The sequence below is a fragment of the Rhodococcus sp. PvP016 genome, assembly GCF_017832185.1.
Lineage (GTDB): Bacteria > Actinomycetota > Actinomycetes > Mycobacteriales > Mycobacteriaceae > Rhodococcoides.
Genome location: NZ_JAFIBH010000001.1, coordinates 1841664 through 1866261 on the forward strand (window position 1 = coordinate 1841664; position 24598 = coordinate 1866261).

Consider the following 24598-nt stretch of genomic DNA (forward strand, 5'->3'; position numbering starts at 1 on the left):
TCAGCTCTCCTCGCGGCGCTGATACACGTCGGGGATACCGTCGTGATCGTCGTCGCGGGTCTCCTCCTCGTGGATCAGCTTGTACGCGCGGTTGCGGCTGCGCAGAATCGCGGCGGCGATGCATGCCGAGATCACCGATCCGGTCAGCACTCCGACCTTGACGTGATCGTCTCGCTCGGTGCTCTCGCCGAAGGCGAGGTCGCCGATCAGCAGTGAGACGGTGAAACCGATTCCGGCGAGAACGGCGACGCCGAACACGTCGCGCCACGCGAGCCCGGCATCGAGAGTGGCACGGGTGAAGCGGGACACGAGATACGTGGTGCCCAGCACGCCGATGGTCTTGCCGACCACCAGACCGGCGACGATTCCGATGGCGATCGGGTCGCCGAGAGCCTCGAAGAAGCCCGACACGCCGCCGACGGTCACGCCGGCGGCGCAGAAAGCGAAGAGCGGCACCGCGACACCGGCGGAGAGAGGCCGGATGCGATGTTCGAAGTGTTCGGCCATACCGGGTCCGGCCTCCGGGCCACCGGCGGCGCGGCTGCGGATCACCGGCACCGCGAATCCGAGCAGCACGCCGGCGACGGTGGCGTGAACACCGGACTCGTGCATGAGAACCCAGGTGACGACCGCGAGGGGAATGAGAATCCACCAGGACCGGATCCGTCGCTGCACCGCAACGGCGAAGAGGGCGAGCGGGATCATCGCGGCGCCGAGCGCCACGAAGTTCAGGTCGGCGGTGTAGAAGATCGCGATCACCGTCACCGCCAGGAGATCGTCGACGACGGCCAGCGTCAGGAGAAAGGTGCGCAGTGCGAGTGGAAGGTGCGTGCTGACGACGGCGAGAACAGCGACCGCGAAGGCGATGTCGGTCGCGGTGGGAATGGCCCACCCCAGCAGCGCGCCGTCACCGGTACGCAGATTGACGACGACGAAGATCAGTGCGGGCACCGCCATGCCGCCGATCGCGGCCGCGATGGGCAGTGCCGCACGCGCCGGGTCGCGGAGATCGCCGGCGACGAACTCGCGCTTGAGCTCGAGGCCCACGACGAAGAAGAAGATCGCGAGCAGGCCGTCCGCTGCCCAGGTGGAGAGAGTGAGATCGAGGTGGAGCGCGGACGGGCCCACTCGTGTCGCCATGAGCGTGTCGTAGGCGGCCGACCACGGGGAGTTCGCCCAGACGAGAGCGATCACCGTGGCGACCAGGAGAAGGGCACCCCCGACGGTCTCCTTGCGCAGCACGTCGGAGATACGCGAGGCTTCGGACCACGACCCCCGCGAGAGCAGACTGCGACGCGTGGGAGGTGGCGAGGATGACGTCATGGGGTGCCCTTCGATGCTCTGACGATCAGGAGTTGTCGTACGCGGTGGCGTCGGTACGGCGTTGGTGGGCTTCGCCTTCGGCGGAGTCCGCGAACTCGGGTGTGTCGAAGACCTCGCCGCCGAGCGGATCGACCGGCTCGTCGTGCTCCGAGTACTGAACGGCGCCGGTGTCCGGGTCGATCTGGAGTCGGCTCTGCGGTACCGACTGGACCGCGAGCAGTCCGGACGGAGTGGACAGGCCGTCCTTCGACGGTGACAGACCGGCGAACGTGGTGGAGATTCGGCCGCGCTCCGGCCGGCTCGGCGCAATCGCGCCGTCCACGGGCGGTGCATCCCCGGCAGGGGTGATCCGGACGTAGGACGGCGTTGTGGCCACCTCGTAGCGGAAGGCCTTGAGGAGTGACACGCAGGCCAGCACCATGATGATCGAGAACGGCACCGCGGTCGCGATCGACGCCGTCTGCAATGCCGTGAGTGATCCGGATCCACCGATCAGCAGCAGAACTGCGGCGACGCCCTCGAGCACGGTCCAGTAGACGCGGGTGATCTTGGGTGTGTCGAGATCACCACCGGTGGAGAGGATGTCGATGACCAGCGAGCCGGAGTCGGAGGACGTGACGAAGAAGAACACGATCACGGCGATGGCGAGAACACTCGTGACGGTCGCGAGCGGTAGACCGTCGAGAAGCTGGAACAAGCTCGTGTCCGTGCCGACCGTTCCGTCGTCGGCGAGCATGGTGCCCTCGTTGCGCTGACGGAGGATTCCGGAGTCACCGAAGATGGTGAACCACAGCGAGCCGACGAGAGTCGGCGCGAGCAGCACGCCGAAGACGAATTCGCGGATCGTGCGGCCGCGCGAGATCCGTGCGATGAACATGCCGACGAACGGTGCCCAGCTCATCCACCATCCCCAGTAGAAGATGGTCCAGGCGCCGGACCACCCGTCCTCGGCGAAGGGTGATGTGCGGAGCATCAGTTCCGGCAGCGCTTGGACGTACCCACCGAGGTTCTGCACCCACGACTGCATGAGGAACAGCGTCGGGCCTGCGATCAGGACGAACACTGCCAGACCGGCCGCGAGCGCCATGTTGATGTTGGAGAGCCACTTGAGGCCCTTCGACACGCCGGACACGACGGAGTACGTGGCGAGCAACGTGACGAAGGCAATGAGGGCGATGGTCAGCCAATTGTTCGTCTCCACCCAGCCGAGGTAGGACAATCCGGCGGAGATCTGCTGAACACCGAAACCGAGCGAGGTCGCGACTCCGAACAGCGTTCCGATGATGGCGATGGCGTCGATGGCGTGACCGATGGCGCCCTCGATCCGTTGCCGTCCGAGGAGCGGTTCGAGCAGCCACCGAACCGACAGTGGCCGACCCTTCCGGTACGTCATGTAGGCGAGCCCGAGTCCGACGACGACGTAGATCGCCCACGCATGCAGACCCCAGTGATACAGAGTGAGCTCCATGGCCTGGTTCGCGGCCGCATCGGTCGACCCCCCGACACCCCCGGCGACCGGGGGAGTGATGTAGTGCGACAACGGTTCTGCGACCCCGTAGAACACCAGGCCGATGCCCATGCCGGCGCTGAAGAGCATCGCGAACCAGGAGAGCACGCCAAACTCCGGGCTCTCGTCGTCACGGCCGAGGCGGATGTTGCCGATACGGCTGGCGCCACAGTAGAGGGCGAAGACGACGAACCCCGTCGCCGTCAGGATGTACCACCATCCGACACCGTCGGTGATGGCCCCGTTGAGCGCCTCGAAGGCATCGGCAGCGGTACCCGCGAAGATCACCGAGAAGACGATCATGGCCACGATGACGGCGGAGGCGGGAATGAACACGGGTTTACGTATTCCGCGCCAGGCGGAACGTACAGAATTAATTTGTCTCACATCCTGAGAAATAGACTATCGGTCAGTCGATCATGGCGGTGAAGACCGGCCGGACGCGAATCCGCTACGTCCGGACCCGTCGATCGACCCGCTCGATGGCGGCGGTGAGCGCCCGTGGGCACTCGTGTTCCGTGAGGTGACCGCAGTCGTCGAGAACCGTCGTGTCCCGACCGGTGATCTCCCACACCTGGTCGTCCAGACGCCGGTGGTCGAGTACCGGGTCACACGATCCCGTCATCACTTCGAGCGGCACCGCGCGGCTCCATTCCGCGAGCCGCCGCTCCGAGATGTGCCGATCAGCGCGCGATCCGGCGCAATGTGTCGACACCAGTAGTCGCCATTCCACCAGGTCGTCGTCCGGAAGGAAATTCTGTCCGCCGAGTGCGGCCACCGTCCTGGAGGTGCTGTGCGCGGACGCGCGACGTCGCAGGAGCCGCCCATCGGGACGAGAGACGGGGACGATGCCCTCGGGACGGACCAGCACCATCGCACCGACCGATGATCGGCAGGTGGCGGAGAGTGCCGCCGCGGCGCCGCTCCCGATCCCCAACAGGACCGGCCGCTGGGCACCGATCTGCGTCAGGGTGTCCTCCAGCCAGCGACCGTAGTCGGCCGAGGCCCGGCCCCGGCGCGGACGAACCCCCGAACTGAGCCCGGGCTGGCCGGGCATGTCGGCGACGTGCACCGTGGCGTCGGGCATCGCATCGATCAGCGGCGTCAGAAGTGCCGCGCAGGACAGCTCGCCGGGCACCACCACGACGGTGCGCTGCGCGTCGGGTCGAACGACGGACGTGACGACGGTCGAACCGAGCGAGGTGTCGATCCGGCGAACGGTGTGCGGCGTGGACCAGTCGGCCAGTCTGCGTCGGCACCATTCCTGCACGGCCTCTCGGCCTGCTGTGGTCCGGTACGTGCCCGTGTCGACGGCGAGCATCATGTCGAAGTGCCTCTTCCTGCTGGACGTCGTTCGGGGTCGTCGAAACGACCGCCGACCAGACTTCCCGGCACACCGTGGGAGGACACTACTCGTGCGGTCGGCGGGTTGCCAGTCGGCGAACAGAGGTCCGCGGAAGGACACCGGCCGCTCGGGCCTTCCACGCGGGCGTCGTCCTGAGCTGTCGCGACGCGATGGCGACAGTGGAATCGAGACCCCGGATTCCGGGGTCGGGAGTACACGATCAGCGGGCTGGTTCAGTCGAGAGGTGCTGCGAACGTGCGGAATTCGCCGCGCTCGGTGTGCATGGTCCACAGTCGTTCCGCGAGCGCATCCGGTTCGTGCGACGGCTCACCCGCACCGATGCCCCGCGGAATGATCAGCTGTCCGACGTGCAGACCCTCCGGTGCGAGTGCGTCGTGCAGCAGCTGGGCGTAGGCACTCTCGCCGGCGAAGGCGACCGAGGTCCCGGCAACGGTTGCGCCGGGACGAACTGCACTGCCTCCGTTGACGAACAGCACGGTGCCGCGTCCCAGCGACCGCATTCCCGGCAGTGCCCAGTTCACCGCGGTGACGGGTCCGTAGATCGAGAACTCGACCGGACCGACGAGATCGGCCACGCGTGTCTCGAGGACCGGCTTCATGAATTCCCTCGCCGGGACAGGGCTGTACTGCAGTACCTCGATCGGTCCGAGTCGCTCGGCCGCCGAGTCCAGCGCGGTGGTCAGGGACTCGGGGTTCCGGACGTCGGCCGCGAAGCCCGCGGCGGTGATCCCGGCGCCGCCGAGCGCGGCGGCGATGCGGTCGACATTGCCCTGCTCTCGGGAGATCAGGGCGACCGAGAACCCCTCGCGGCCGAAGCGGCGAGCGACGGCGGCTCCGAGTCCCTCACCCGCACCGATGATGGCGATCGTGGTCATGGTCGTACTCCTCTGATCGAGTGGATGTCAGGACACCAGCGCGTCGTGCTGCGGGGTGACGCGGTGGCCGGGCCTGGCCATGACGTCGAGGGTAGCCAGCGGAACGAGCAGCGAGAGCCTGTCGCTCCCGAGCCACCTGTGTGCAGTGATCCGCGGATTGCGCGGATCACTGCACACGAGTCAGCGCTCGAGCAGTACTTGGTGATGATTTCATCAGAAAGTCTTGACGAGCGATCCGATCATGAGTGACGATGTGATCATCTACTTCAGGAGCGGCCATGACGATCGATCACGCGCACCGAACTCGCGACGTCGACGGGCATCAGGGGATGCACGTCGATCAGGGTGCGTTGCCGGGTGAGCATCCCGGTCGTGCGGTGAACCCGGTGATCAAGGTCCAGGACATCGCCTGGCTCGAGTTCCGTAAGCCCGACCTGGACCGCGCGCAGACGTTCGCGGAAGCGTTCGGCTTCGGCGTCACCGTGCGGACCGACGACGAGCTGCATCTGCGCGGGCTGGCGGACGGAGCGCCGTGCGTGATCATCCGCAAGGGCCGCCGAACGTCCTACGTCGGTGCGGCCTTCCGTGCCGCCGAGTCCGCCGACGTGCTGCGCCTCGCCCGCGCGACGGGTCATCGCGTCGAGCGGCTGCCCGAGTCGATCGGGGGGATCGGAGTGACCGTGACGGATCCGAGCGGCCAGCCGGTGCGGGTGGTCGCCGATCTCGACGACGGTCGCCAGTTGCCGGGTCAACGCACCCACGACTACAACTTCGGGGCGCTCGACCCCGCGGGGATCACGCGCACCAATGCCACGCAGCGGCCACCGCACGAGCCCGCCCTCGTGGAACGGCTCGGTCACGTGGTGCTGCAACGCACGCGCTATCTCGAGAATCTGACCTGGTACCTCGAACATCTGGGGCTGATCGTCAGCGATTTCCTCTACTACGACGGTCAACGTCACCGCGGCCCGGTCATGAGTTTCATCCGCTGCGACCGGGGGTCCGAGCCGACCGACCACCACACGCTCGCGATGACGCTGGGGCCGTCGGACCGGTACGTCCACTCGGCGTACCAGGTGTGCGATCTCGACGCCATCGGTGCGGGGAGTCGCTATCTGACCGAGCGCGGCTACCGGCACTCGTGGGGGATCGGGCGGCACATCCAGGGCAGTCAGATCTTCGACTACTGGCGCGACCCGGACGGCTTCCTCGTCGAGCACTTCAGCGACGGTGACCGCTTCGACGCCTCGCTCGAACCGGGCTGGGCGCCGATGACGGCGTCCGGTCTCGCGCAGTGGGGACCACCCGCCAGCAAGGACTTCCTGGGGATCGCACCGAACAAGCGGTCCCTGTCGGAACTGCGATCCATCCTCACCGGACTGCGCAGCGACAACGAATTCGACTCCGAACGCCTTCTCGGCCTGATGAAAGTAGCCTCGTCATGAGCATCGCCGTTCTCCGCACCGCCGACGGATGGTGGGTGCAGACCCACGAGGGTGCCGTTCGGGTGGACACCGCAGCGACCACCACCGCGGAGCTTCTCGCCGACCGGTCGGCCGTCGACGCTGCCGCGGCCGGCGGCGAGACCGTCCCCGTGGCATCGCTCGAGCTCGTCTCGCCCGTCACGGCGCCGTGCCGCGTGGTGGCACAGATGACCAATTACGTGTCGCACGTGAAGGATTCCGGAATGAATCCGGAGACGGTGCCACTGACCTTCTTCCGCAAGTCGTCGGGGTCGATCAGCGGACCGACCGCCGACATCGTCCGGCCGGCCCACGTCACCCTGCTCGATTACGAGGTGGAGATCGGGCTCGTCGTGGGGACGACCCTTCCCGTGGGATCGACGATCGACGACACGACGGTCGCCCGCCACATCGCGGCACTGGTGATCACCAACGACGTGTCGGCACGCGACGTCCAGCTGCCGAAGACCCAGTTCTACGAGGCGAAGTCGTACCCGACCTTCACCCCCGTCGGGCCCGTCCTCCTCGTTCTCGAGGACGGCGATCTGGACCGTTTCGAGCAACTGCGGTTGATGCTGCGCGTCAACGGGGAGATCCGGCAGAACAGTACGGTGCGGGACATGATCTACCGACCCACGGAAGCGCTGCGAACCCTGACGGGATTCCAGCGCGTCGACCCGGGCGACCTGATCCTGACGGGCACGCCGGGAGGCACGGCACTCAAGGCGCCACCGAAGCCCATCGAGATCATCGGTGCTCTCCTGCCGCCGGCCGTGAAGTGGAAGACCTTCTTCAAGCGCCAGGCGAGCAACCCGGCGTATCTGCAGGACGGTGACGTCGTGGAGGTGACCATCGCCACCGACGACGCGATGCTCGACCTGGGGATGCAGCGCACGACGGTGCGGTACGCGTGACGCACCACTCGGTCGTCGTCGTCGGCGCGGGACCCACCGGAATGGTGGCGGCCTCGCTGCTCGGTCGCCACGGCATCGAGTGCCTCGTACTCGACCGGTGGGAGGACATCTTCCCGCAGCCGCGTGCCGTCCACCTCGACGACGAGGTCCACCGCATCCTCGGTGACCTCGGCGTCGCCGAGGCGTTCACCGAGATCTCGCGCCCCGGACGCGGCCTGCGCCTGGTGGACCCCGCCATGGACACCATCGCCGAGTTCGAGCGTGATCCCGATTCCCGCCCCCACGGCTTCCCACCGGCCAACATGTTCGACCAGCCGGAGCTCGAGCGCATCCTGCGATCGGCGATGACACGGGATCCTCACGTGCAGTTCCGCGGCGGCGTGGAGATCACCGACGTGGCCACGATGAAGGATCACGTGCAGGTGGTCGTCCGGGACGTCGCCACGGGCGAACGCAGCGCTGTGACGGCGGACGTGGTGCTCGGGTGCGACGGCGCGAACAGTGCGGTGCGGGCCGCGCTCGGAACGACGATGCGGACTCTCGCGCCCGAGCAGCGGTGGCTCGTCGTCGATGCGTCGAGTCCCGTCGACCCCGGCCTGTGGGACGGAGTGCACCAGCTGTGTGATCCGCACCGCGCGGGCACGTTCATGCGCATCGGCGACACCCGCTACCGGTGGGAGTTCGAGCTGCTCGACGACGAGACCGTCGACGACTTCCCGGATCTGGGCGCGCTCGCACCACTCCTCGACCCCTGGCTGCGCCGAGCACCGCGCACCGATCTCGAGCTGGTTCGGGTCACCGAGTACACGTTCCGGGCCCAGCTCGCAGACCGGTGGCGTGATCGACGGGTGTTCCTGCTGGGTGACGCGGCGCATCTGACACCACCGTTCATCGGCCAGGGGATGGGTGCCGGTCTGCGAGACGCCTACAACTTGACCTGGAAGGTGGCCGGGGTCTTGGGCGGATCCCTGCCCGAGGCGGCTCTCGACAGCTACGAGCAGGAGCGAGTGCCGCACGCGCGCGCCATGATTCGTCAAGCCGTCGCCGTCGGCTGGGCCATGAACGGCGGCGGCGAGCGAGTCGCGGGTCTGCGTCGCCATGTGTTCCCGGTGGTGACACGTGTCCCCGGCCTCAGTTCCGTCGTCACGGACAGCGCGACTCCGCGTCTGCATCCCTCCATGTTCGTGCGACGTGGATCGATGTCGCCGCGTCGACTCGAGGGAACGCTGTGCCCCAACGCGCCGACCGAGCGTGGTGTTCGCTTCGATGCCGTTGCACCGTACCGGTTCACGGTGGTCACCACCGTGGTACCCGAACCCGCTCAACGTCAGGAGATCGCGCGCCGCGGCGCGGAGGTCCTCCTGGTCAGCCCCGGCTCCGACCACGGCAGATGGTTGCGCCGCGGACGGGTGTCCGCAGCACTGGTCCGCCCCGACCGGACGGTGATGGCGACCGCGCGGTCGCTGTCCGCCCTCCACACTCTCGTTCCGCCGTCGCCGAGCCCTCTGCCCCCGAACACGATCGGACGCGCCGATGAGAACTGACCCGGCCGTGCCTCGGTACACCGAGGACATCTATTCCACCGCCGCCATCCTCGATCCGTACCCGCACTACGCGGAGATGCGAGCTCTGGGTCCGGTGGTGTGGCTGACTCGCCAGAAGGTCCACGCGATCACGCGCTACGCGGAATGCAAGGCGACGTTGCTCGACGACGGCACGTTCGTCTCCGGCGACGGCGTCGCGCTGAATCCCGTCGCCAACAGACTCGGTCGTGGAACGACGCTCCACAGTGACGGCGACGAGCACACGCAGAAGAGGTCCGTGCTCGCACACCGGCTCACCCCGAAGGCCGTCCGAAAGATGGCGTCGGCGGTGCAGGACAAGGCCGAGCAGATCGTCGACGCGGCGATGACGCAGCAGTGCATCGACGGAGTCGACGACCTCGCCACCGCACTGCCGACGTCGATCGTTCCCGACCTCGTCGGGTGGCCGGAAGACGGCCGTGACGAGTTGCTGCGCTGGGCCGGAGCGACATTCGACGCACTCGGCCCCATGAATCGGCACGCTGTGACGGCGACCAGAGCAGCGTCGGAGATGATGGCCTACTCCCGCCGGGTGGTCCGTGAACGCTCGGTGCTGCCGGGCAGTATGGGTGCGGACGTTCTCGCCGCGGCCGACGAGGGGCGCATCGAGAGATCGCAGTGCCCGGCGCTGATGATCGACTACCTCGGCCCCTCGCTCGACACGACCATCGGCGCCATCTCCGGCGCACTGCACCTGTTCGCGACCCACCCGGATCAGTGGCAGGCGATCCGCGAGGATCCGTCCCTGATTCCCAACGCGGTCAACGAGGTCGTGCGATACGAGTCGCCGATCCGTGCGTTCTCCCGACGGGCGGTGCGTCAGGAGACGATCGGCGACGTGGTGATTCCTCGGGGCGCGCGCGTGCTGGTGCTGTACGCGTCGGCGAATCGTGACCCTCGTGAGTGGCACGACCCGGACTCGTTCGACATCACTCGCGATGCGTCCCGTCAACTCGGCTTCGGATCGGGTGTGCACGGATGCGCGGGTCAGGGGCTCGCTCGTCTCGAGGCGTCCACGATTCTGCGAGTGCTGTCCGAGCGCGTCGAGCGCATCGAACTTACGGGACGACCGTCGCGTGTGGTGAACAACGTCATCCACCGATTCGACCGCCTCCCACTGAGGTTGGTCGCAGCAGAGAGGAGATCGTCATGATCGTCGATGTCGACTGGGATCGTTGCGAGGGACACGGCATCTGTGCCGAGCAGGCGCCGGAGGTGTTCAGCCTCGACGACGAGGGCGAGCTGCATCATGCCTACGACGGCGCGGACGTCCCGGACGAGTTGGTGCCCGGCGCTCGATCGGCCGTGAGTGTCTGTCCGGTCGCGGCGCTGCGTGAGCGCGCGTGAGTGGTGCCACACGCCGGGTGGTGATCGTCGGTGATTCCATCGCCGGATGCACCGCCGCACGTGAACTTCGCGCGCTGGGGCACGACGGTCCGATCACCATGGTCGGGTGTGATCCCGACGGTTGCTATGCCCGGCCGCCGCTGTCCAAACGCGTTCTCGCCGAGGGTGTCGGTGCCTCCGATGCCTGGGATCTGTCCGATCTCGATCTGACCGCTGTCACCGCGCTGGCGACCGGTGTCGATGTCGAGCGACGGGTGATCAGGCTCGCGGAGGGTGACGACGTTCCGTACGACGCTCTCATCGTGGCGACGGGGGCGGCCGCTCGCCGACTGGCTGCACCCGACCAGAGCGGTGAGCTGGTGGTGCGCAGCCTCGCCGATGCACGTCTGCTGCGGGAGCGGTTGGAGAATGCGACGTCCGCGATCGTCGTCGGAGCAGGATTTCTGGGAATGGAAGTGGCGAGTGCCTGTGCGGCACGCGATATTCCAGTCACGGTGGTCGACGTGGATCCGCCGTTGCAGCGAATACTCGGCCCGTTCCTGTCCGACGCGATCGCCGCACGGGCGGCCGCCCGCTCGGTCGACGTCCGCCGGGTGGATCGGCCCGTCGAGTTGGTCGGCGATCCGGTGGGTGGGGTCCGGATCGACGGCATCGAGTCGACGGCCGATCTCGTGGTGAGCTGTGTCGGTGAGGTCCCCGGCACCCACTGGCTCGACGGCAGCGGGCTCGGTGACGCCGGCGGCGTGGACATCGACGACCGCTGTGCGACCGCGGTGTCGGGGGTGTTCGCTGCGGGAGACGTCACTCGCGGTTCCGACGAGAGCGGTCGGGTTCGCCGAACCCCGTTCTGGTCCAACGCGATCGCGCAGGGCAGGGTCGCCGCGGCGTCCGCGCTGGACCTACCTGCCCGGTGCACAGCGACGGACGACTACTTCTGGACCGAGGTACTGGGATTGTCGATCAAGGTCGTCGGACCGCTGCCTCTCGTCGGTGCACCCACCGTGCTGGAGGGGTCGGTGGAGGACGGCTCGGCTCTCCTCGAGTGGACACATGCGGACGGTCGCAGGACCGTCGTGGCCTACGGGATGAAGAAGGCTGTCGGGTTGTTGCGGCGCATGGTGTCGTGAGCTGTCAGATCACTTCCCGAGTTCGCTCCTTCGGTGTTGTTCCAGTCTTTCTGGAACGCTGTTGTGACTCACTCCATTTCACTGGTGTTAAGCACGTTTATTGTTTTGTGATACCCGCCTCACGGAGTCGTCTGAGCGCATTCCGTCCGGAGAATGACAGGTATGACCTCACCTATGGCGATCAGTCGTGACACAGCAGTCGGCCCGGAAGCCCGGTTGTCCTGGATTCTGTCCGGCCTGGCCGGGATGGTCGGCGCCGTCGCATTCCTGCACTCCGCCGGATACTTCGTCACCTTCATGACGGGCAATACCGAACGCGCGGTCGTCGGACATTTCGGTGAGCCGGCCGGTAAGGAGGTGGCCCCCGGCGCATCTCCCTGGGCCGCACTCGCTCTGATGGGATCGTTTCTGCTCGGCGTGGTCATCGCGTCGATCTGCCGACGTAAGTACTGGTCGAACCATCCGCACGGTGCCACCGTGGTCACGACGATCGCGCTCGCGCTGGCGGGATCGATCGACATCGCATTGTCCGGGTGGTCGTCCGCCGACGTCAACTTCTATCCGATCCTTCTCATCGCTTTCGCCCTCGGTGCATTGAACACCGCCTTCACCAAGAAGGAGGAGACCTACATTCCGCTGAGTTATGTCACCGGAACGCTGGTCAAACTGGGCCAGGGAATCGAACGCCATCTGTGCGGGGGCGGAACCCGTTACGACTGGCTCTGCTATCTCCTGCTTCTGGGGTCGTTCTCGCTCGGCGGTGCGATCGGCGCCTTCATCGGCGTCGTCATCACGGGTCCTCAGGTGCTCCTGCTCGCCGCGGTGTTCAGCTTCGGTGCCACGATCTTCACCTTCACCCACACCGAGCGGCAGACGGTCTTCGGCTGACAGGTGCCTCGCCGGCTCAGATCGCGCGGAAAGCCCTCTCTGCTGTCGCTGCCAGTGCTGCTCGTCGGCGGTCGTGGTCGGACGCGCTCTCACCCGAGTGTGCGGTGTGGACGATCGCGGATTGCGCCCACGTGGCGGCGAGGGAGACGAGCATCGACCAGAGATCCTCCGCCGTGACGTCGTCGACGAGAACGCCCCGTTTCTGTGCGTCGCGGATGGCATCCAGTTCGGTGCGACTCGCATCCTCGCGGTGCGCGAACAGAGGGCCGATCGGAGTCCGCTCCAGTCGTGCCCAGGTGACGAGGCGCACCAATTCGGGATCGCCGAGGTACATGTCGTACAGGGCCGCGACGTAGCCGGGCAGGTCGTCCGCGTCGAGCGGGATGTCCGCCATGTCGACATCGACCCGGTTGTCGAAGACCGCGTCGAACAGCGCCTGTTTGCTGCCGAAGTACGCGTAGATCTGCGACTTGTTGATGGCGGCGTTCGCAGCGATGCGGTCGACGCGCGCCCCCGCGATGCCGTGCTCGGCGAACTCGGCCGTCGCTGCACGCAGTATTCGTCGTCTCGTCTCGGCGGCGTCACCCATGGTTCGAGCCTACGCAGTGACCAACCGGTTGGTCGCTACGTACGCGATCGGCTACAGTTCCAACTAACCAGTTGGTTGCCGCCGACCGGACCGCGTCGAAGGGACATCCAGTGAGAACCGTGGCCGCCTACAGCGCATTCGCACCCGGAGCCCCGTTGATCCGTGACTCGGTGAAGCGACGGGACCTGCGGGTCGACGACGTCGCCGTGCTCGTGAGCCACTGCGGTGTGTGTCATTCCGACCTGCACGCGCTCCGGGACGACGCGGCGTCCTTCCCCCTCACCCCGGGCCACGAGTTCGTCGGAACGGTGCTCGACGTCGGCAGCGGCGTCACGGACTTCGCCCCGGGGGACCCCGTGGCCGTCGGCAACATCGTCGACTCGTGCGGCGTGTGCGACATGTGCGCCGCGGAGCAGGAGAACTATTGCCGTGAGTTCCCCACCCTCACTTACGGCGGGCGGGACCGCGTCGACGGATCGACGACGGCAGGAGCCTTCTCGGCGGAGTACGTCGTGCGGGATCGGTTCGTCTACCACCGGCCGGAAGGCCTCGATGCGGCTGCGGTCGCTCCCCTGATGTGTGCGGGCATCACGGTGTGGGAGCCGTTGCGCCGCTGGAACATCGGTCCCGGCTCTCGTGTCGGTGTGGCCGGAATCGGTGGCCTCGGTCATCTCGCCGTGCGATTCGCGGCGGCGCTTGGCGCCGAGGTCACCGTGTTCACCACCTCGTCAGCCAAGGCGGAGGAGGCGCGGGAACTGGGTGCTCACCACACCGTCCTGTCAACCGACGACGCCGCGATGGCGGCGGTGCAGGGCGGACTGGATCTCGTCGTCGACTGCATCCCGGTCGCTCACGATCCGCAGCCGTACCTCGCGAGCCTGGCGCTCGACGGAACCCTCTGTCTGGTGGGCCACCTCGGCTCGGTCTCGATCGAGACGGTGGATCTCCTGGTCGGTCGCAAATCGGTGAGCTCGTCCGGCAGCGGTGGTCGCCGGCACACGCAGGAGATGCTCGACTTCTGCGGCGACCACGGCATCACCGCGCAGGTGGAGGTGCTGCCGTCGGCCCTCGTCGGCACCGCATTCGATCGCCTCGAGGCCGGAGACGTGCGCTACCGGTTCGTGCTCGACATGGGTGATCTGGTCGGCGACGGCACACCTGCCTGAGGGTTGCGGAATCGGGGCGCGGGGCATTCACGGTGTGACCCGACCGCCGATCAGAGAGCAGGACCCCACGATGACGATGCCCAGTGATGCTGCCGATGCCGTGCCCGCCGCCGGAAGCAACGACGGACCGCGCGAACACGAGCAGGACACCGAGCACACCGCCTACGTCGACGAGGAGAACGTGCCGCATCCCGGGGATGCGAACACCGACTCCTGATCAGCGACCGTGGGTATCGACACCGACGGGAAGACACTGACACTCACCATCGGGCACGACGAGTTGATCGTCCGTCAGCGGTGGGAAGTGATCAGCATCGTCAACGACATCGCGATCGCGGTGTGGTTCATCGTGGGCAGTGTGCTGTTCTTCAGTGAGTCGACCACCGAGATCGGAACGGTTCTCTTCCTTCTCGGCAGCATCGAGTTGCTCGTCCGTCCGGTCATTCGCCTCGTCCGGCGGGTGCATATTCGACGACTTCGCGGGGCGTCCGACGGGGTGGACAGCCTCGACTTCTGAGCCTCACGCCGGGGCGGAACGCCGCCACGCGCGTGAGGACAGCAGACGCATCCCGTTGAGCGCGACGATGACCGTCGACGTCTCGTGACCGGCGACGCCGACGGGTAGGGGGAGCGTTCCCACGAGATCCCAGGCCACGAGCACCACGATGAACGATGCCGCGATCACGAGATTGGCGACGACGATGCGGTGGGCTCGGCGGGAGAGTTCGATGACCGTCGCGAGCGTGCCCAGGTCGTCACGGATCAGAACGGCGTCCGCCGTGTCGAGTGCGAGGTCGGAACCTCGGCGCCCCATGGCGATTCCAGTGTCGGCGGCCGCGAGAGCCGGGGCATCGTTGACGCCGTCACCGACCACGAGGACGTGACGGTCGCCCGGCGCCCCGTCTCGTAGCCGGTGTACCGCCTCGACCTTGTCCTCGGGCAGCAGGTCCGCTCGTACGTCAGAGATCCCGGCGCGTCCGGCCGTGGCGCGTGCCGCGAGGTGGTTGTCGCCGGTGAGCAGCACGACAGGGTGGCCGGTGGATCGCTCGAGAGTGGTCACCGCCTGCGCTGCGTGGGCGCGCACGGTGTCCAGGAGCGTGATCACTCCGATCGGATGGCCGTCGACTCGCACGACGACGGCGGTGGTGCCGCGCTGCTGATGTTCGGCCACGACGCCTCTCGTCGCCGGGTCGAGGTCGCCGTCCGGTCGTGCCACCGAGACCACCACACCGCCGATCAGGGCCCGCACGCCGGCACCCGGCGTCGACTCGAACTCCGTGGCCTGTGTGCCGCACATCGTGCGTTGTCGTGCGCACTCGACGATCGCCCGCCCGAGCGGATGCTCGCTGCCCGACTCCGCGGCCGCGGCCAGTCGCAGGATCTCGTCGACCGCGGTGTCGCCCAGTGCGACGACGTGCTCCACGTGTGGGCGTCCCTCCGTGAGGGTGCCCGTCTTGTCGAAGGCGACGACATTCGTGAGGCGCAGCTGCTCCATGACGACGGCCGACTTCACGAGCACCCCGTGGCGGCCGGCGGTGGCCATCGCGGCGAGCAGCGGCGGCATGGTCGCCAGCACCACAGCGCACGGCGACGCGACGATCATGAACGTCATCGCTCGCAGCAGCGCCGATCGCACGTCGCTCCCGAGCACCAGGGGAACCACGAACACCGCGGTGGTGGCGACGACGACGGTGGTGGAGTAGTACTGCTCGACCTTCTCGATGAACAGCTGCGTGCGGGCCTTCGTGGTCGAGGCGTGCTCGACCATCGAGACGATGCGCGCGATGACGGTGGCGGACGGGTCCGCGTCGATGCGCACGCGCAGCGACCCCGTTCCGTTGATGGTGCCCGCGAAGACCTCGTCTCCTGGAACACGCACTGCCGGAACGGGTTCACCCGTGATCGACGACTGGTCCACATCGGAACTACCCTCGACGACGGTGCCGTCTCCGGGGAGTCGTTCGCCGGGGCGAACGATCACGATGTCACCGGGATGCAGATCGGCGGCGTCCACCTCGTGCTCGGACCCGTCCTCGTGCAGGAGGACGGCGGTGTCGGGGGAGAGGTCGAGAAGACCGCGGATCGAGTCCGCGGTGCGTCGAGTGAGCACCGCTTCGAGCGCCCCGGACGTGGCGAAGATGACGATCAGCAGAGCGCCGTCGACGATCTGCCCGATGGCGGCGGCCCCGAGGGCGGCGACGATCATGAGCAGGTCGACGTCCAACGTTCTCTCGCGGAGCGCGCGCAGTCCCTCGAGCGCCGGCTCCCAGCCGCCGGCGAGGTAGCAACCGAGACAGAGCGCCCACGTCGTCCATGCCGGCGCGCCGACGAGGTGGGCGAGGAGTCCGAGCAGGAAGAGGGCCGTCGCCGCGAGTGCCCACCGCACTTCCGAGACGTCGAGGATGCGGGTACGCGCTCGGTCCGTCGGTCTCGGCTCGGTGTCGGGCAGGTCCGGCGGTGCGGTGGTACTCACGGGCATCATGTCTGCTCCTGCGGTGCGCGACGACGTTCTGATCTGAACGCTGGAAGATATGAAGACCTGTACATGTATACATGAGATAGAGTGCCGTCATGGGACACGGGGTCGAGGGCCGCACCACGCCGCCCGCTCGATTGGACGCGGACTCCGCCGCGACCGTCGCCGCCACGCTGCAGGCCCTCGCCACTCCCAGTCGGCTCCGCATCCTGACGCAGCTCCGCCACGAACCGACCGGCGTCAGCGCTCTCGCCGCAGCCGTGGAGATGGAGCAGTCCGCGGTGTCACACCAGCTCCGGTTGCTGCGCGCCATGGGTCTGGTGACCGGGGTGCGGTCCGGGCGCAACGTGGTCTATCGGCTCTACGACGAGCACGTCGCGATGCTTCTGGACGAGGCGGTCTACCACATCGAGCATCTGGGGATGGCCACGACGGAGCCGATCGCCGAGGCTCTCGGTCAGTAGCTGTACGTGTTCGACGGCGCCGCCGTCGGTTCCACTGCCGTGACCCGGAAGTCCGGCGTCCACCTGTCCGCCTCGGTGGCGCTTCCTGGTACGGCGACGATGCCCACCGCATCGACGACGTGGGGCCGCATCACCCGTCGAACAGGCGGGCCCGCAGGAGGTTACGACCTCGACGACCTCCGCCACGGCCCGGCCACGAACGGCCCGACAGTCGACCGGATCCGGGCCTGGTCGACGTCCTCGACGTTGCCGCGCACCGCGTAGTCGAGGTGGACGTGACCACCCTCGACGTGGCCACCTGCGTCCGACGTGGCCGAGGGCAGGTCGGTGATGTCGTCCGCTAGTCTATCGACACTGATTGTCATTACCGTTATGGAGGCTCCTGCCGTGAAGCGATCACCGTCGGCTGCACCCCCCACCGCAGGCGCACCGATCTTCGCTGCGCCGCGGCGGTTTCGCGTCCTGGTCGCGGTGCTGGGATGCGCAGTCCTGCTGATCGCGGCGGCATCGGTGAGCGTCGGCGCCGTCACGGTCGGCCTCGGCGACGTATGGGGATCGGTCGGTCGGCATCTCGGCGTGCTGGAGTGGTCGACGGCGACCGTCACGGACCAGATCGTGTGGTCGGTCCGGGTTCCTCGGACCATTCTGGCCATCGTCGTCGGGGCCGGTCTGGCCATCGCGGGCGTCGTCATCCAGGTCGTCGTCCGCAACCCTCTGGGGGATCCGTACCTGATCGGCATAGTTCCCGGCGCCAGTCTGGGCGCGGTCGTGGTCATCGTCCTCGGCGGCGGGGTGCTCGGCGGGCTGTCGCTGTCCGCGGCAGCGTTCCTCGGCGGCCTGGCAGCATTCGCTCTGGTCTTCGCCCTCGCCCGGCGGGGTGGTCAGTGGCCGCCGACGCGGGTGGTGCTGGCCGGGGTCGCCGTCGGATACCTGGTGTCCTCGTTCACCTTTTTCTTCCAGACGATCGCGACACCGAATCAAGCGCAACGAGTGCTGTTCTGGAGCCTGGGGTCAGTTGCCGGCGCATCGTGGGGTTCCCTGCTCCTGCCGACTATTGTCATCGTCGGGGCCACGACGTGGCTGGTGCTCGCCAGTGCGCCGCTGAACGCACTGGCATCGGGAACCGACCTCGGCTACTCACTGGGCATCGACGTCGCCCGGTTCCAGATCCTGCTGATGGTCGTGGTGTCGATCCTGACCGGGTGCATCGTCGCCGAGGTGGGCGGCATCGGTTTCGTCGGTCTCGTCATTCCGCACATCGCCCGCCTCCTCGTCGGTGCAGATCACCGCCGCGTGGTCCTGACTGCCACGTTGCTCGGTGCGTGCTTTCTGCCCCTGTCGGACATCGCGGCGCGCGTGCTGCGGGCGCCCGCCGAACTGCCCATCGGAGTCGTCACCTCGGCGATCGGGGCTCCCTTCTTCCTGTACCTGTTGCTCACCTCAGGGAAGACGGCCACCCGATGAGGCTGCACGCCGACCACATTGCTGTCGACATCGACGGCGCCACCATCCTCACCGACGGCGTGGTGCATGCCGAATCCGGCTCGGTGGTCGGGCTCCTGGGGCCCAACGGCAGCGGCAAGTCCACCCTGCTGCGCACCCTCTACCGAGCACTGGCCCCCACTCGGGGCACCATCGTGCTCGGCGACGACGACCTGCGCGGGATGAGTGCACGCGAATCCGCCCGAAGGTCCGCTGTCGTCCTGCAGGACGACTCGCCGGAGTTCGAGTTCACCGCCCGCGAGATCGTCGAACTCGGCCGCATCCCGCACACCAGTGGGCTGCGCCGCTTCGGCGCCGCCGATGCCGCCGCGGTGGACTCCGCGGTCATCGCAGCAGGGATCGCCCACTTGGTCGACCGGCAGGTCTCCACCCTCTCCGGCGGGGAACGCCAACGTGTCTTCGTCGCTCGCGCCCTCGCTCAGCAGTCCCCGATCCTGATCCTCGACGAGCCCACCAATCACCTCGACATCTCCGCGCAGATCGACCTGCTCGAACTCCTCACCGCGGCCACCGCCACCGTCGTGGTCGCGCTGCACGACATCGATCTCGCCGCGGCTTACTGCGACCACCTCTACCTGATGAAGCGCGGCGCCCTCGCCGCGCACGGAACCCCCGCCGACGTGCTGACCGCCGAGCTGCTCCGTGAGATCTACGGCGTCGACTCCGTCATCGGGACGAACCCGCTCACCCACCGGCCCTGCGTTCATTTCGGGCCCGCCGCCCGCCTCAACACCAGCACCCCCGACCTCGACACCAGCACCTCCAGCGAAAGAAGCCGACCATGACTCGCACAGCACGTGCCGCCGCGATGACCGCGGCGGGGATTCTGCTGCTCTCCGCCTGCGCCGACGACCCCGCCGCGCCCAGTGCCGCAGCCGACGCCGGCAGCGGAACCTACCCGGTGACCGTGGCGAGCTGCGGTGTGGATCACACCTACGACAGCGCGCCGAGCCGTGTCCTGCTCGGCGCCCCGGGAGCCGTCGCCACACTCGACGCACTCGGTGTCGCCGACAGCGCCATCGGCTACACCAACGGCAGCTACACCTTCGACGGCATCGATCGCTTTCCGGGCCTCACCGCCACGACAGACGACTACGCACCGTCTCGGGAGTTCCTGATCGGTGCGTCCCCGGATCTGTTCCTGTCCAACGATGAAGGACAGCTCAGCGGGCAGGGCACGGCCGGCCCCGCGGACCTGGACGCGATCGGTAGCAACCTCTATGTGCTGGGCGGCTACTGCGTCAACGACCCCGCACCCACCACCATCGACGCCGTCTACACCGACGTGCAGAACCTCGGAGCCATCTACGGCGTCCCGGACCGGGCCACCGAGGTGGTGACTTCGCTGCGGGAGCGGGTCGACCGCGCACGCGCAGCGAACACCGACGTCGAACCGCTCACGGCGGCGGTGGTGCAGAGTTTCGACGGAAAGCTTTACGCGCTCAGCGGCTCCTACTACAGCGCCGTCGTGGACGCACTGGGCATGAGCAACGAGTTCGCCGACATCGACGGCAACTTCGCCGAAGTCACCCCCGAGGCGGTGCTCAGCGCCGCACCCGATGTCGTCCTCGTCCAATACGCCGGAACGGGCGCCGACGCTGACGCCGCGGTCGCCGACATCGAGACTCTCCTCGCCAACTCGCCGGCAGTGCAGAACTCCCGGGTGTACCCGCAGAACGAAGCCGACTTCCAAGCCGGCGGCGTCCGGATCGTCGACGCCATCGAGAACACCGCCGACAACGTCTTCGGCAGGTGAGTGCCGACACCACACGCCCGCCATTGGGGGGCATGTTCGCACTGATGGTGACCGCCCGCACCATCGCCTGGTTCGGATCCGCGGTCGCCCTGGTCGCCTTCCCGCTCATCGTCTACCGGGACACCGGAAGCGCCTCTGCGACGGCTCTTCTCACCGCGGTCGAAACGACACCCTATCTGCTGTTCGGTTTGTTCGCAGGGGCCGCAGCCGACCGGTGGCGGCGTCGGCCCACGATGGTGATCACCGCTGTGATCGCCTGTGTAGCAGTCGCATCGGTTCCCGCCGCAGACGCGGTGGGAACATTGTCGACGCCACACCTGTTCGTCGCCGCGTTCGCCGGCGCCACCGCGATGGTGTTCTTCGACGCCGCGGGATTCGGTCTGCTGCCCGCCCTGGTGCCGCGCGACCGTCTCGCTGACGCCGTCGGTCGGCAGACCGCCACCGCCACTGCCATCACCATGGCCGGACCCGCCGTGGGCGGCGCACTCGTGGCCGCGGCCTCACCCATGGCGGCGTCGATCCTGAACGCCGTAACCTTCGCCGTCGCCGCGGTGATGCTGGCGCGGGTGCGGGAACCGGCGTCGCCGGCCCGCTCTACCCCACCCGACCTGTGGCGGGACATCGCCGAGGGCGTGCGCTTCATCCGCCGTCACCCACTCGTGCGGCTGCTCACGCTCATCGGCACCGGCAACAGTGTGGCGGGGGGCATCATGACCGGACTGCTCGTCGCCACCGCCGTCCAGCGCTATGGCGTCGACGAGGACGGAGGACAGCTCGGCCTGTTCTTCACCGCCCTCGGGGTGGGCACGCTGATCTCGACGGTGCTGCTGCCCCGGCTGTCTCGGCGCGTCACTGCCGGCACCATCGCGATTGCAGGGCTCTCGGTGCAAGCCGCTGCGATCACCGTCTGGATTCTCTGTACATCGTCGGCCCCCGGGCTGGGGGCGTTGGTGGTGTTCCAGACAGCGTCGTCGACGGTGATACTCAACGGCATCACCGTTCGACACCTCGTGACCCCGGATCACCTGCAAGGCCGAGTCAACACCACCGCCCGCATGCTGGCCTGGGGCGGACAACCGATCGGCGCCGGACTCGCCGGGGCACTCGTGGGACCGTTCGGCCTTGTCCCGACACTGGCATCGGCAGTGGCAGTCGTCGCGGTGGGTGCGGTCGCCGCCGCCCTGTCCTCACTCCGCGAGGTCAGCGCGCAGCTGTACGCGGACGCGGACGCCTGACGAGTCCGTCCCGGTCATCGGTTGTCCGGTCGTCGCCGCGCTCGGTCAGTAGCTGTACGTGTTCGACGGCGCCGCCGTCGGTTCCACTGCCGTGACCCGGAAGTCCGGCGTCCACCGGTCGTCCTCGGTGGCAGTGCCCGGCACGACGACGCCTCTCACGATCCACCACTGGTCGGCATTCGCGCCGCGCATCGGCTGGGTGTTCGGCCCCACGAGGTGCAGCCGTGTCGTCCGGGCGTCGGCGGCGCAGCAGATGATGAGGATGCGTGCCAGATCGACGCCGCCGTCCGCGCGCGGCATCGCGTATCCCCGGACCGCGATCTCGCGATCGTCGAGTGTCCCCGCGGTGTCCGATCGGGCGCGTTGCAGGACGTCGATCATCGTCAGTTCGGGCGTGCCCTCGGCCGGCAACGGCGGAAACGCGCGTCCACCCGCGGCGGAACTCGGTGGCTCGGCCTGGCGCTGCACGAACGACCCGGGTCCCAGTGCAGGGGGAGTGAGGAACAGGACGACCAGCGCCGGCGCGAGGAGCAGCCACGGCATACGGTGCGAGTGCGCGTGACCGTCGTCGTGCTCGTGCGTTCCGCCAGCCCTGATGTCGGAGACGATCGCGATCGCGGCCAGCGCGAGGACGATCACCGCGCTCACGATCAGGTACGGGCCCAGGCCGGGTTTGACGTAGCGGACGAACGTGCCGTCCAGGGTGGTCTTCAGGACGGCGATGCCGAGGAACGCCAGGATCAGATTCTGCGTTTCCCGGCTCACGACGGAAGCCCTACGACGAGCACGCCGGCCAGACACGCGCACAGCACTGCGACGACGAACACCACGGGAGCGAAGCGCACCGCGAAGGCGCGGCCGAAGGTTCCCGCGTGCATGGCGAAGAGCTTCACGTCGATGGCGGGGCCGACGACCATGAACACCAGCTTCGGGAGTGCGGGCAGAGTGGAGAAACTCGCGGCGACGAAGGCGTCGGCCTCCGAACAGACCGAGAGCACGACGGCGAGGACGGCCATGGCCGCGATGGCGAGCATCAGTTGTCCTGCGAGAGTGTCGAACACGCTCTGCGGGACGACGACGTTCAGGATCGCCACGAACAGCGCTCCGAATGTGAGGTAGGCAGCTGAGTGCAGAAGGTCCTGCCGGGCCGACTCGGCGAACACCGCCCAGCGGGGCGCCTCCTCGTCCGAGCTCCGCGCCTCGGCAAGTCGCCGCGTGATCCACGTCGGATCCGCGAAACGCGTCCACAGGCCGGCGACCGCAACGGACGTCGCCAGCGATCCGAGCAATCGCGCCACCACCATTCGCGGCTCCCCGGGAAAAGCAACGGCCGTCGAGACGAGTACGACGGGGTTGATCGCGGGTGCGGACAGCAGGAACGCCAGCGCCGGGCCGATGGGTACGCCCCGGTCCAGCAGTCGGCGGGCGATCGGAACGGATCCGCACTCGCACCCGGGCATGACCGCGCCCGACAGACTCGCGGCGGTGATGGCCAGCGGCGTCCTGCGGGGCAGGACCCGGCGCACCATGGTCGGGGTGATCCAGGCGGCGATCGCTCCGCTGACCACCGTTCCCAGCACGAGGAACGGAACCGCCTGCACGACCACACCGACGAAGATCGCCGCCGCGGTACTCGCCCGCGCGCTCGACATCACCCTGTCGGACACGGGGACGGCCAGCAGGGCGGTGACGATGACGATGCCGACGAATACTCGGGTGGAGGCGGATCCGCCTCGGGCGGCGATCGTGTGATCACCGTCGTCCGAATTCGCCGCTGCGCTGTGGTCGTCGATGCCGACCACCCTAGGGCCCTGTGCTCGTCCGAGGGCAGCGGGTCGATTTCGTCCCCCGCGTCTGACAGGTTAGCCTGTGCTAACTCCACACCCCCGTGTGGTGTGCCGTCGGCAGCTGTCGACGGCTTCTCGCCGTCACACGAAGGACTCTCCGTGATGCACGCTGCTCGGCGCGCCGGTGTTCTCGCCGCCGCCACTCTCGTTCTCGGTTCGCTCGTCGCCTGCGGCGCGTCCGAGGAGGTGACCGAGACCGCGGCCGCGACCACCGACGGCGGCACCACCTACCCGTTGACCGTGGAGAACTGCGGTGAGACGGTGACGTTCGATTCGGCTCCGACCAGGGTGGTCTCGCTGGACCAGGATTCCACCGAGATCCTGCTGTCACTGGGTCTCGCGGACCGCATCGTGGGCACGGCGTCGTGGACCGATCCGGTGCTGGACGAGCTCGCCGACGCGAATGCCTCCGTGCCCCGGTTGGCCGACAACGCACCCACCTACGAGGTGGTCGTCGACACGGAGCCGGACCTGGTCACCGCGTCCTTCGGTCGTCATTTCAAGCAGGGCGGTGTCGCCGAGCGGGCTCGTTTCGCCGAGACGTCGACCGCGTCGTACCTCTCGCCCACCGACTGCGACCAGGGACGCAGCGTCAATGGCGGAAACAAGCGCACCTCACCGTTGACCGTGGACTCGCTGTACCAGGAGATCACCGAGCTGGCGGCCATCTTCGACGTGAACGAGCGTGGTGCAGAATTCGTCGCCGAGCTGAAGGAGCGCATGGCCGCCGCGACGGCGTCGACGACGACCGACGGTGTGTCGGTGGCTTTCTGGTTCGCCGACACCACGAGTCCGTACATCGGTGGGGGATTCGGGGCAGCCCACGTTCTGGCGAGTGCCGCGGGAACGACCAATGTCTTCGCGGACATGCCGGACGATTATCCGGCCGTCGGATGGGAATCGGTCGTGGACCGGGATCCGACGGTCCTCGTTCTCGGCGATCTCACGCGAGCTCGTTTCCCGGGTGACCTGGCCGCCGACAAGATCGCGTTCCTGGAGTCCGACCCCGTCACCAGCACGATGCGGGCCGTCCGGGACAAGCGCTACATCTTTCTGCACGGTGCAGAACTGAACCCGTCCATCCGTACCGTCGACGGGGTCGAGAAGATAGTTGCCGGCCTTCGCGAGATGGGACTGTCGTCCTGACCTCCGCCGTCCTCGACGCCCGT

25 protein-coding genes are annotated in these 24598 nt (G+C 67.8%); 17 read left to right on the forward strand and 8 right to left on the reverse strand.

Features of this window, described 5'->3' with window-relative positions; all coding sequences use genetic code 11:
- The 4 genes from nhaA to JOE30_RS08520 form a co-directional block, all read right to left on the reverse strand.
- Entirely contained in the window at nt 1–1323 is a 1323-nt protein-coding gene (gene nhaA, locus JOE30_RS08505; RefSeq protein ID WP_204866061.1) for a Na+/H+ antiporter NhaA, read from the reverse strand.
- 25 nt (nt 1324–1348) lie between these two features.
- Nucleotides 1349–3133, reverse strand: a complete 1785-nt coding sequence (locus JOE30_RS08510) for a BCCT family transporter (RefSeq protein ID WP_239532548.1) — start codon at nt 3131–3133, stop codon at nt 1349–1351.
- A gap of 148 nt (nt 3134–3281) precedes the next feature.
- On the reverse strand, nt 3282–4154 hold the full coding sequence (locus JOE30_RS08515; protein ID WP_204866062.1) for an alpha/beta fold hydrolase: 873 nt from the start codon (nt 4152–4154) through the stop codon (nt 3282–3284).
- 254 nt (nt 4155–4408) lie between these two features.
- The gene (locus JOE30_RS08520) at nt 4409–5071 is read right to left on the reverse strand and encodes an SDR family NAD(P)-dependent oxidoreductase (protein WP_204866063.1); all 663 of its coding nucleotides are present in this window, start codon (nt 5069–5071) and stop codon (nt 4409–4411) included.
- Between the two features lie 278 nt (nt 5072–5349).
- On the opposite strand from JOE30_RS08520, the gene JOE30_RS08525 reads away from it, so the two are divergent.
- The 7 genes from JOE30_RS08525 to JOE30_RS08555 all read left to right on the forward strand — a co-directional run bounded on the left by JOE30_RS08525 (nt 5350) and on the right by JOE30_RS08555 (nt 12393).
- Complete coding sequence (locus JOE30_RS08525; protein ID WP_204866064.1) at nt 5350–6516, forward strand: VOC family protein; 1167 nt, start codon at nt 5350–5352, stop codon at nt 6514–6516.
- Nucleotides 6513–7448, forward strand: a complete 936-nt coding sequence (locus JOE30_RS08530; protein WP_204866066.1) for a fumarylacetoacetate hydrolase family protein — start codon at nt 6513–6515, stop codon at nt 7446–7448. The genes JOE30_RS08525 and JOE30_RS08530 overlap by 4 nt, the downstream gene beginning before the upstream one ends.
- Complete coding sequence (locus tag JOE30_RS08535; protein ID WP_307806106.1) at nt 7445–8992, forward strand: bifunctional 3-(3-hydroxy-phenyl)propionate/3-hydroxycinnamic acid hydroxylase; 1548 nt, start codon at nt 7445–7447, stop codon at nt 8990–8992. The genes JOE30_RS08530 and JOE30_RS08535 overlap by 4 nt, the downstream gene beginning before the upstream one ends.
- Nucleotides 8982–10184, forward strand: a complete 1203-nt coding sequence (locus tag JOE30_RS08540) for a cytochrome P450 (RefSeq protein ID WP_204866068.1) — start codon at nt 8982–8984, stop codon at nt 10182–10184. Before JOE30_RS08535 ends, JOE30_RS08540 begins: the two co-directional genes overlap by 11 nt.
- Nucleotides 10181–10378 (forward strand): ferredoxin, encoded by a 198-nt coding sequence (locus JOE30_RS08545; protein ID WP_027504376.1) that lies wholly within the window; start codon nt 10181–10183, stop codon nt 10376–10378. The genes JOE30_RS08540 and JOE30_RS08545 overlap by 4 nt, the downstream gene beginning before the upstream one ends.
- Nucleotides 10375–11505, forward strand: a complete 1131-nt coding sequence (locus JOE30_RS08550; RefSeq protein WP_204866069.1) for an NAD(P)/FAD-dependent oxidoreductase — start codon at nt 10375–10377, stop codon at nt 11503–11505. Before JOE30_RS08545 ends, JOE30_RS08550 begins: the two co-directional genes overlap by 4 nt.
- Nucleotides 11506–11667: 162 nt before the next feature.
- Nucleotides 11668–12393, forward strand: coding sequence for a YoaK family protein (locus tag JOE30_RS08555; RefSeq protein ID WP_204866071.1), 726 nt, complete (start codon nt 11668–11670; stop codon nt 12391–12393).
- 16 nt (nt 12394–12409) lie between these two features.
- Here the strand turns inward: JOE30_RS08555 and JOE30_RS08560 are convergent, their stop codons facing one another.
- Nucleotides 12410–12982, reverse strand: coding sequence for a TetR family transcriptional regulator (locus JOE30_RS08560; protein WP_204866073.1), 573 nt, complete (start codon nt 12980–12982; stop codon nt 12410–12412).
- A 110-nt stretch (nt 12983–13092) separates the two neighbouring features.
- Here JOE30_RS08560 and JOE30_RS08565 point away from each other — a divergent pair, with 110 nt between their 5' ends.
- The 3 genes from JOE30_RS08565 (at nt 13093) to JOE30_RS08575 (ending at nt 14665) form a co-directional block, all read left to right on the forward strand.
- Complete coding sequence (locus tag JOE30_RS08565) at nt 13093–14148, forward strand: NAD(P)-dependent alcohol dehydrogenase (protein ID WP_204866075.1); 1056 nt, start codon at nt 13093–13095, stop codon at nt 14146–14148.
- A 70-nt stretch (nt 14149–14218) separates the two neighbouring features.
- Entirely contained in the window at nt 14219–14365 is a 147-nt protein-coding gene (locus JOE30_RS08570) for a hypothetical protein (protein WP_197027715.1), read from the forward strand.
- Nucleotides 14366–14374: 9 nt separating this feature from the next.
- The gene (locus JOE30_RS08575; protein WP_307806107.1) at nt 14375–14665 is read left to right on the forward strand and encodes a YrhK family protein; all 291 of its coding nucleotides are present in this window, start codon (nt 14375–14377) and stop codon (nt 14663–14665) included.
- A gap of 3 nt (nt 14666–14668) precedes the next feature.
- Here JOE30_RS08575 and JOE30_RS08580 read toward each other — a convergent pair whose 3' ends face one another.
- Nucleotides 14669–16627 carry a heavy metal translocating P-type ATPase gene (locus JOE30_RS08580; RefSeq protein WP_204870172.1) on the reverse strand — a complete coding sequence of 653 codons (1959 nt, stop codon included), beginning with the start codon at nt 16625–16627 and terminating at the stop codon, nt 14669–14671.
- A 92-nt stretch (nt 16628–16719) separates the two neighbouring features.
- Between JOE30_RS08580 and JOE30_RS08585 the strand changes: the two genes are divergently transcribed.
- The 6 genes from JOE30_RS08585 to JOE30_RS08610 all read left to right on the forward strand — a co-directional run bounded on the left by JOE30_RS08585 (nt 16720) and on the right by JOE30_RS08610 (nt 21582).
- Nucleotides 16720–17088, forward strand: a complete 369-nt coding sequence (locus JOE30_RS08585) for a metalloregulator ArsR/SmtB family transcription factor (protein WP_204866076.1) — start codon at nt 16720–16722, stop codon at nt 17086–17088.
- A 39-nt stretch (nt 17089–17127) separates the two neighbouring features.
- A complete protein-coding gene (locus JOE30_RS08590; RefSeq protein ID WP_204866078.1) occupies nt 17128–17352 on the forward strand; it encodes a hypothetical protein in 225 nt (74 codons plus the stop codon).
- Nucleotides 17353–17475: 123 nt separating this feature from the next.
- Nucleotides 17476–18552 (forward strand): iron ABC transporter permease, encoded by a 1077-nt coding sequence (locus JOE30_RS08595; protein WP_204866080.1) that lies wholly within the window; start codon nt 17476–17478, stop codon nt 18550–18552.
- Nucleotides 18549–19376 carry an ABC transporter ATP-binding protein gene (locus tag JOE30_RS08600; protein ID WP_204866082.1) on the forward strand — a complete coding sequence of 276 codons (828 nt, stop codon included), beginning with the start codon at nt 18549–18551 and terminating at the stop codon, nt 19374–19376. Before JOE30_RS08595 ends, JOE30_RS08600 begins: the two co-directional genes overlap by 4 nt.
- Nucleotides 19373–20347, forward strand: coding sequence for an ABC transporter substrate-binding protein (locus JOE30_RS08605; RefSeq protein WP_204866084.1), 975 nt, complete (start codon nt 19373–19375; stop codon nt 20345–20347). The genes JOE30_RS08600 and JOE30_RS08605 overlap by 4 nt, the downstream gene beginning before the upstream one ends.
- 32 nt (nt 20348–20379) lie before the next feature.
- On the forward strand, nt 20380–21582 hold the full coding sequence (locus tag JOE30_RS08610; RefSeq protein WP_204866086.1) for an MFS transporter: 1203 nt from the start codon (nt 20380–20382) through the stop codon (nt 21580–21582).
- Between the two features lie 45 nt (nt 21583–21627).
- Here JOE30_RS08610 and JOE30_RS08615 read toward each other — a convergent pair whose 3' ends face one another.
- A complete protein-coding gene (locus JOE30_RS08615) occupies nt 21628–22347 on the reverse strand; it encodes a TIGR03943 family protein (protein ID WP_204866088.1) in 720 nt (239 codons plus the stop codon).
- Entirely contained in the window at nt 22344–23327 is a 984-nt protein-coding gene (locus JOE30_RS08620) for a permease (protein ID WP_307806289.1), read from the reverse strand. The genes JOE30_RS08615 and JOE30_RS08620 overlap by 4 nt, the downstream gene beginning before the upstream one ends.
- Before the next feature lie 204 nt (nt 23328–23531).
- Between JOE30_RS08620 and JOE30_RS08625 the strand changes: the two genes are divergently transcribed.
- Nucleotides 23532–24575, forward strand: coding sequence for an ABC transporter substrate-binding protein (locus JOE30_RS08625; protein WP_204870174.1), 1044 nt, complete (start codon nt 23532–23534; stop codon nt 24573–24575).
- Nucleotides 24576–24598: the final 23 nt, after the last annotated feature.

Excerpts from the sequence above, each read along its gene's own strand:
- JOE30_RS08510 (WP_239532548.1), bottom strand. The coding sequence starts at position 3,133 with ATGATCGTCTTCTCGGTGATCTTCGCGGGTACCGCTGCCGATGCCTTC.
- JOE30_RS08560 (WP_204866073.1), bottom strand. The coding sequence starts at position 12,982 with ATGGGTGACGCCGCCGAGACGAGACGACGAATACTGCGTGCAGCGACG.
- nhaA (WP_204866061.1), bottom strand. The coding sequence starts at position 1,323 with ATGACGTCATCCTCGCCACCTCCCACGCGTCGCAGTCTGCTCTCGCGG.
- JOE30_RS08520 (WP_204866063.1), bottom strand. The coding sequence starts at position 5,071 with ATGACCACGATCGCCATCATCGGTGCGGGTGAGGGACTCGGAGCCGCC.
- JOE30_RS08530 (WP_204866066.1), top strand. The coding sequence starts at position 6,513 with ATGAGCATCGCCGTTCTCCGCACCGCCGACGGATGGTGGGTGCAGACC.
- JOE30_RS08540 (WP_204866068.1), top strand. The coding sequence starts at position 8,982 with ATGAGAACTGACCCGGCCGTGCCTCGGTACACCGAGGACATCTATTCC.
- JOE30_RS08605 (WP_204866084.1), top strand. The coding sequence starts at position 19,373 with ATGACTCGCACAGCACGTGCCGCCGCGATGACCGCGGCGGGGATTCTG.
- JOE30_RS08515 (WP_204866062.1), bottom strand. The coding sequence starts at position 4,154 with ATGATGCTCGCCGTCGACACGGGCACGTACCGGACCACAGCAGGCCGA.
- JOE30_RS08525 (WP_204866064.1), top strand. The coding sequence starts at position 5,350 with ATGACGATCGATCACGCGCACCGAACTCGCGACGTCGACGGGCATCAG.
- JOE30_RS08610 (WP_204866086.1), top strand. The coding sequence starts at position 20,380 with ATGTTCGCACTGATGGTGACCGCCCGCACCATCGCCTGGTTCGGATCC.
- JOE30_RS08570 (WP_197027715.1), top strand. The coding sequence starts at position 14,219 with ATGACGATGCCCAGTGATGCTGCCGATGCCGTGCCCGCCGCCGGAAGC.
- JOE30_RS08580 (WP_204870172.1), bottom strand. The coding sequence starts at position 16,627 with ATGCCCGTGAGTACCACCGCACCGCCGGACCTGCCCGACACCGAGCCG.
- JOE30_RS08555 (WP_204866071.1), top strand. The coding sequence starts at position 11,668 with ATGACCTCACCTATGGCGATCAGTCGTGACACAGCAGTCGGCCCGGAA.
- JOE30_RS08625 (WP_204870174.1), top strand. The coding sequence starts at position 23,532 with ATGCACGCTGCTCGGCGCGCCGGTGTTCTCGCCGCCGCCACTCTCGTT.
- JOE30_RS08545 (WP_027504376.1), top strand. The coding sequence starts at position 10,181 with ATGATCGTCGATGTCGACTGGGATCGTTGCGAGGGACACGGCATCTGT.
- JOE30_RS08585 (WP_204866076.1), top strand. The coding sequence starts at position 16,720 with ATGGGACACGGGGTCGAGGGCCGCACCACGCCGCCCGCTCGATTGGAC.
- JOE30_RS08600 (WP_204866082.1), top strand. The coding sequence starts at position 18,549 with ATGAGGCTGCACGCCGACCACATTGCTGTCGACATCGACGGCGCCACC.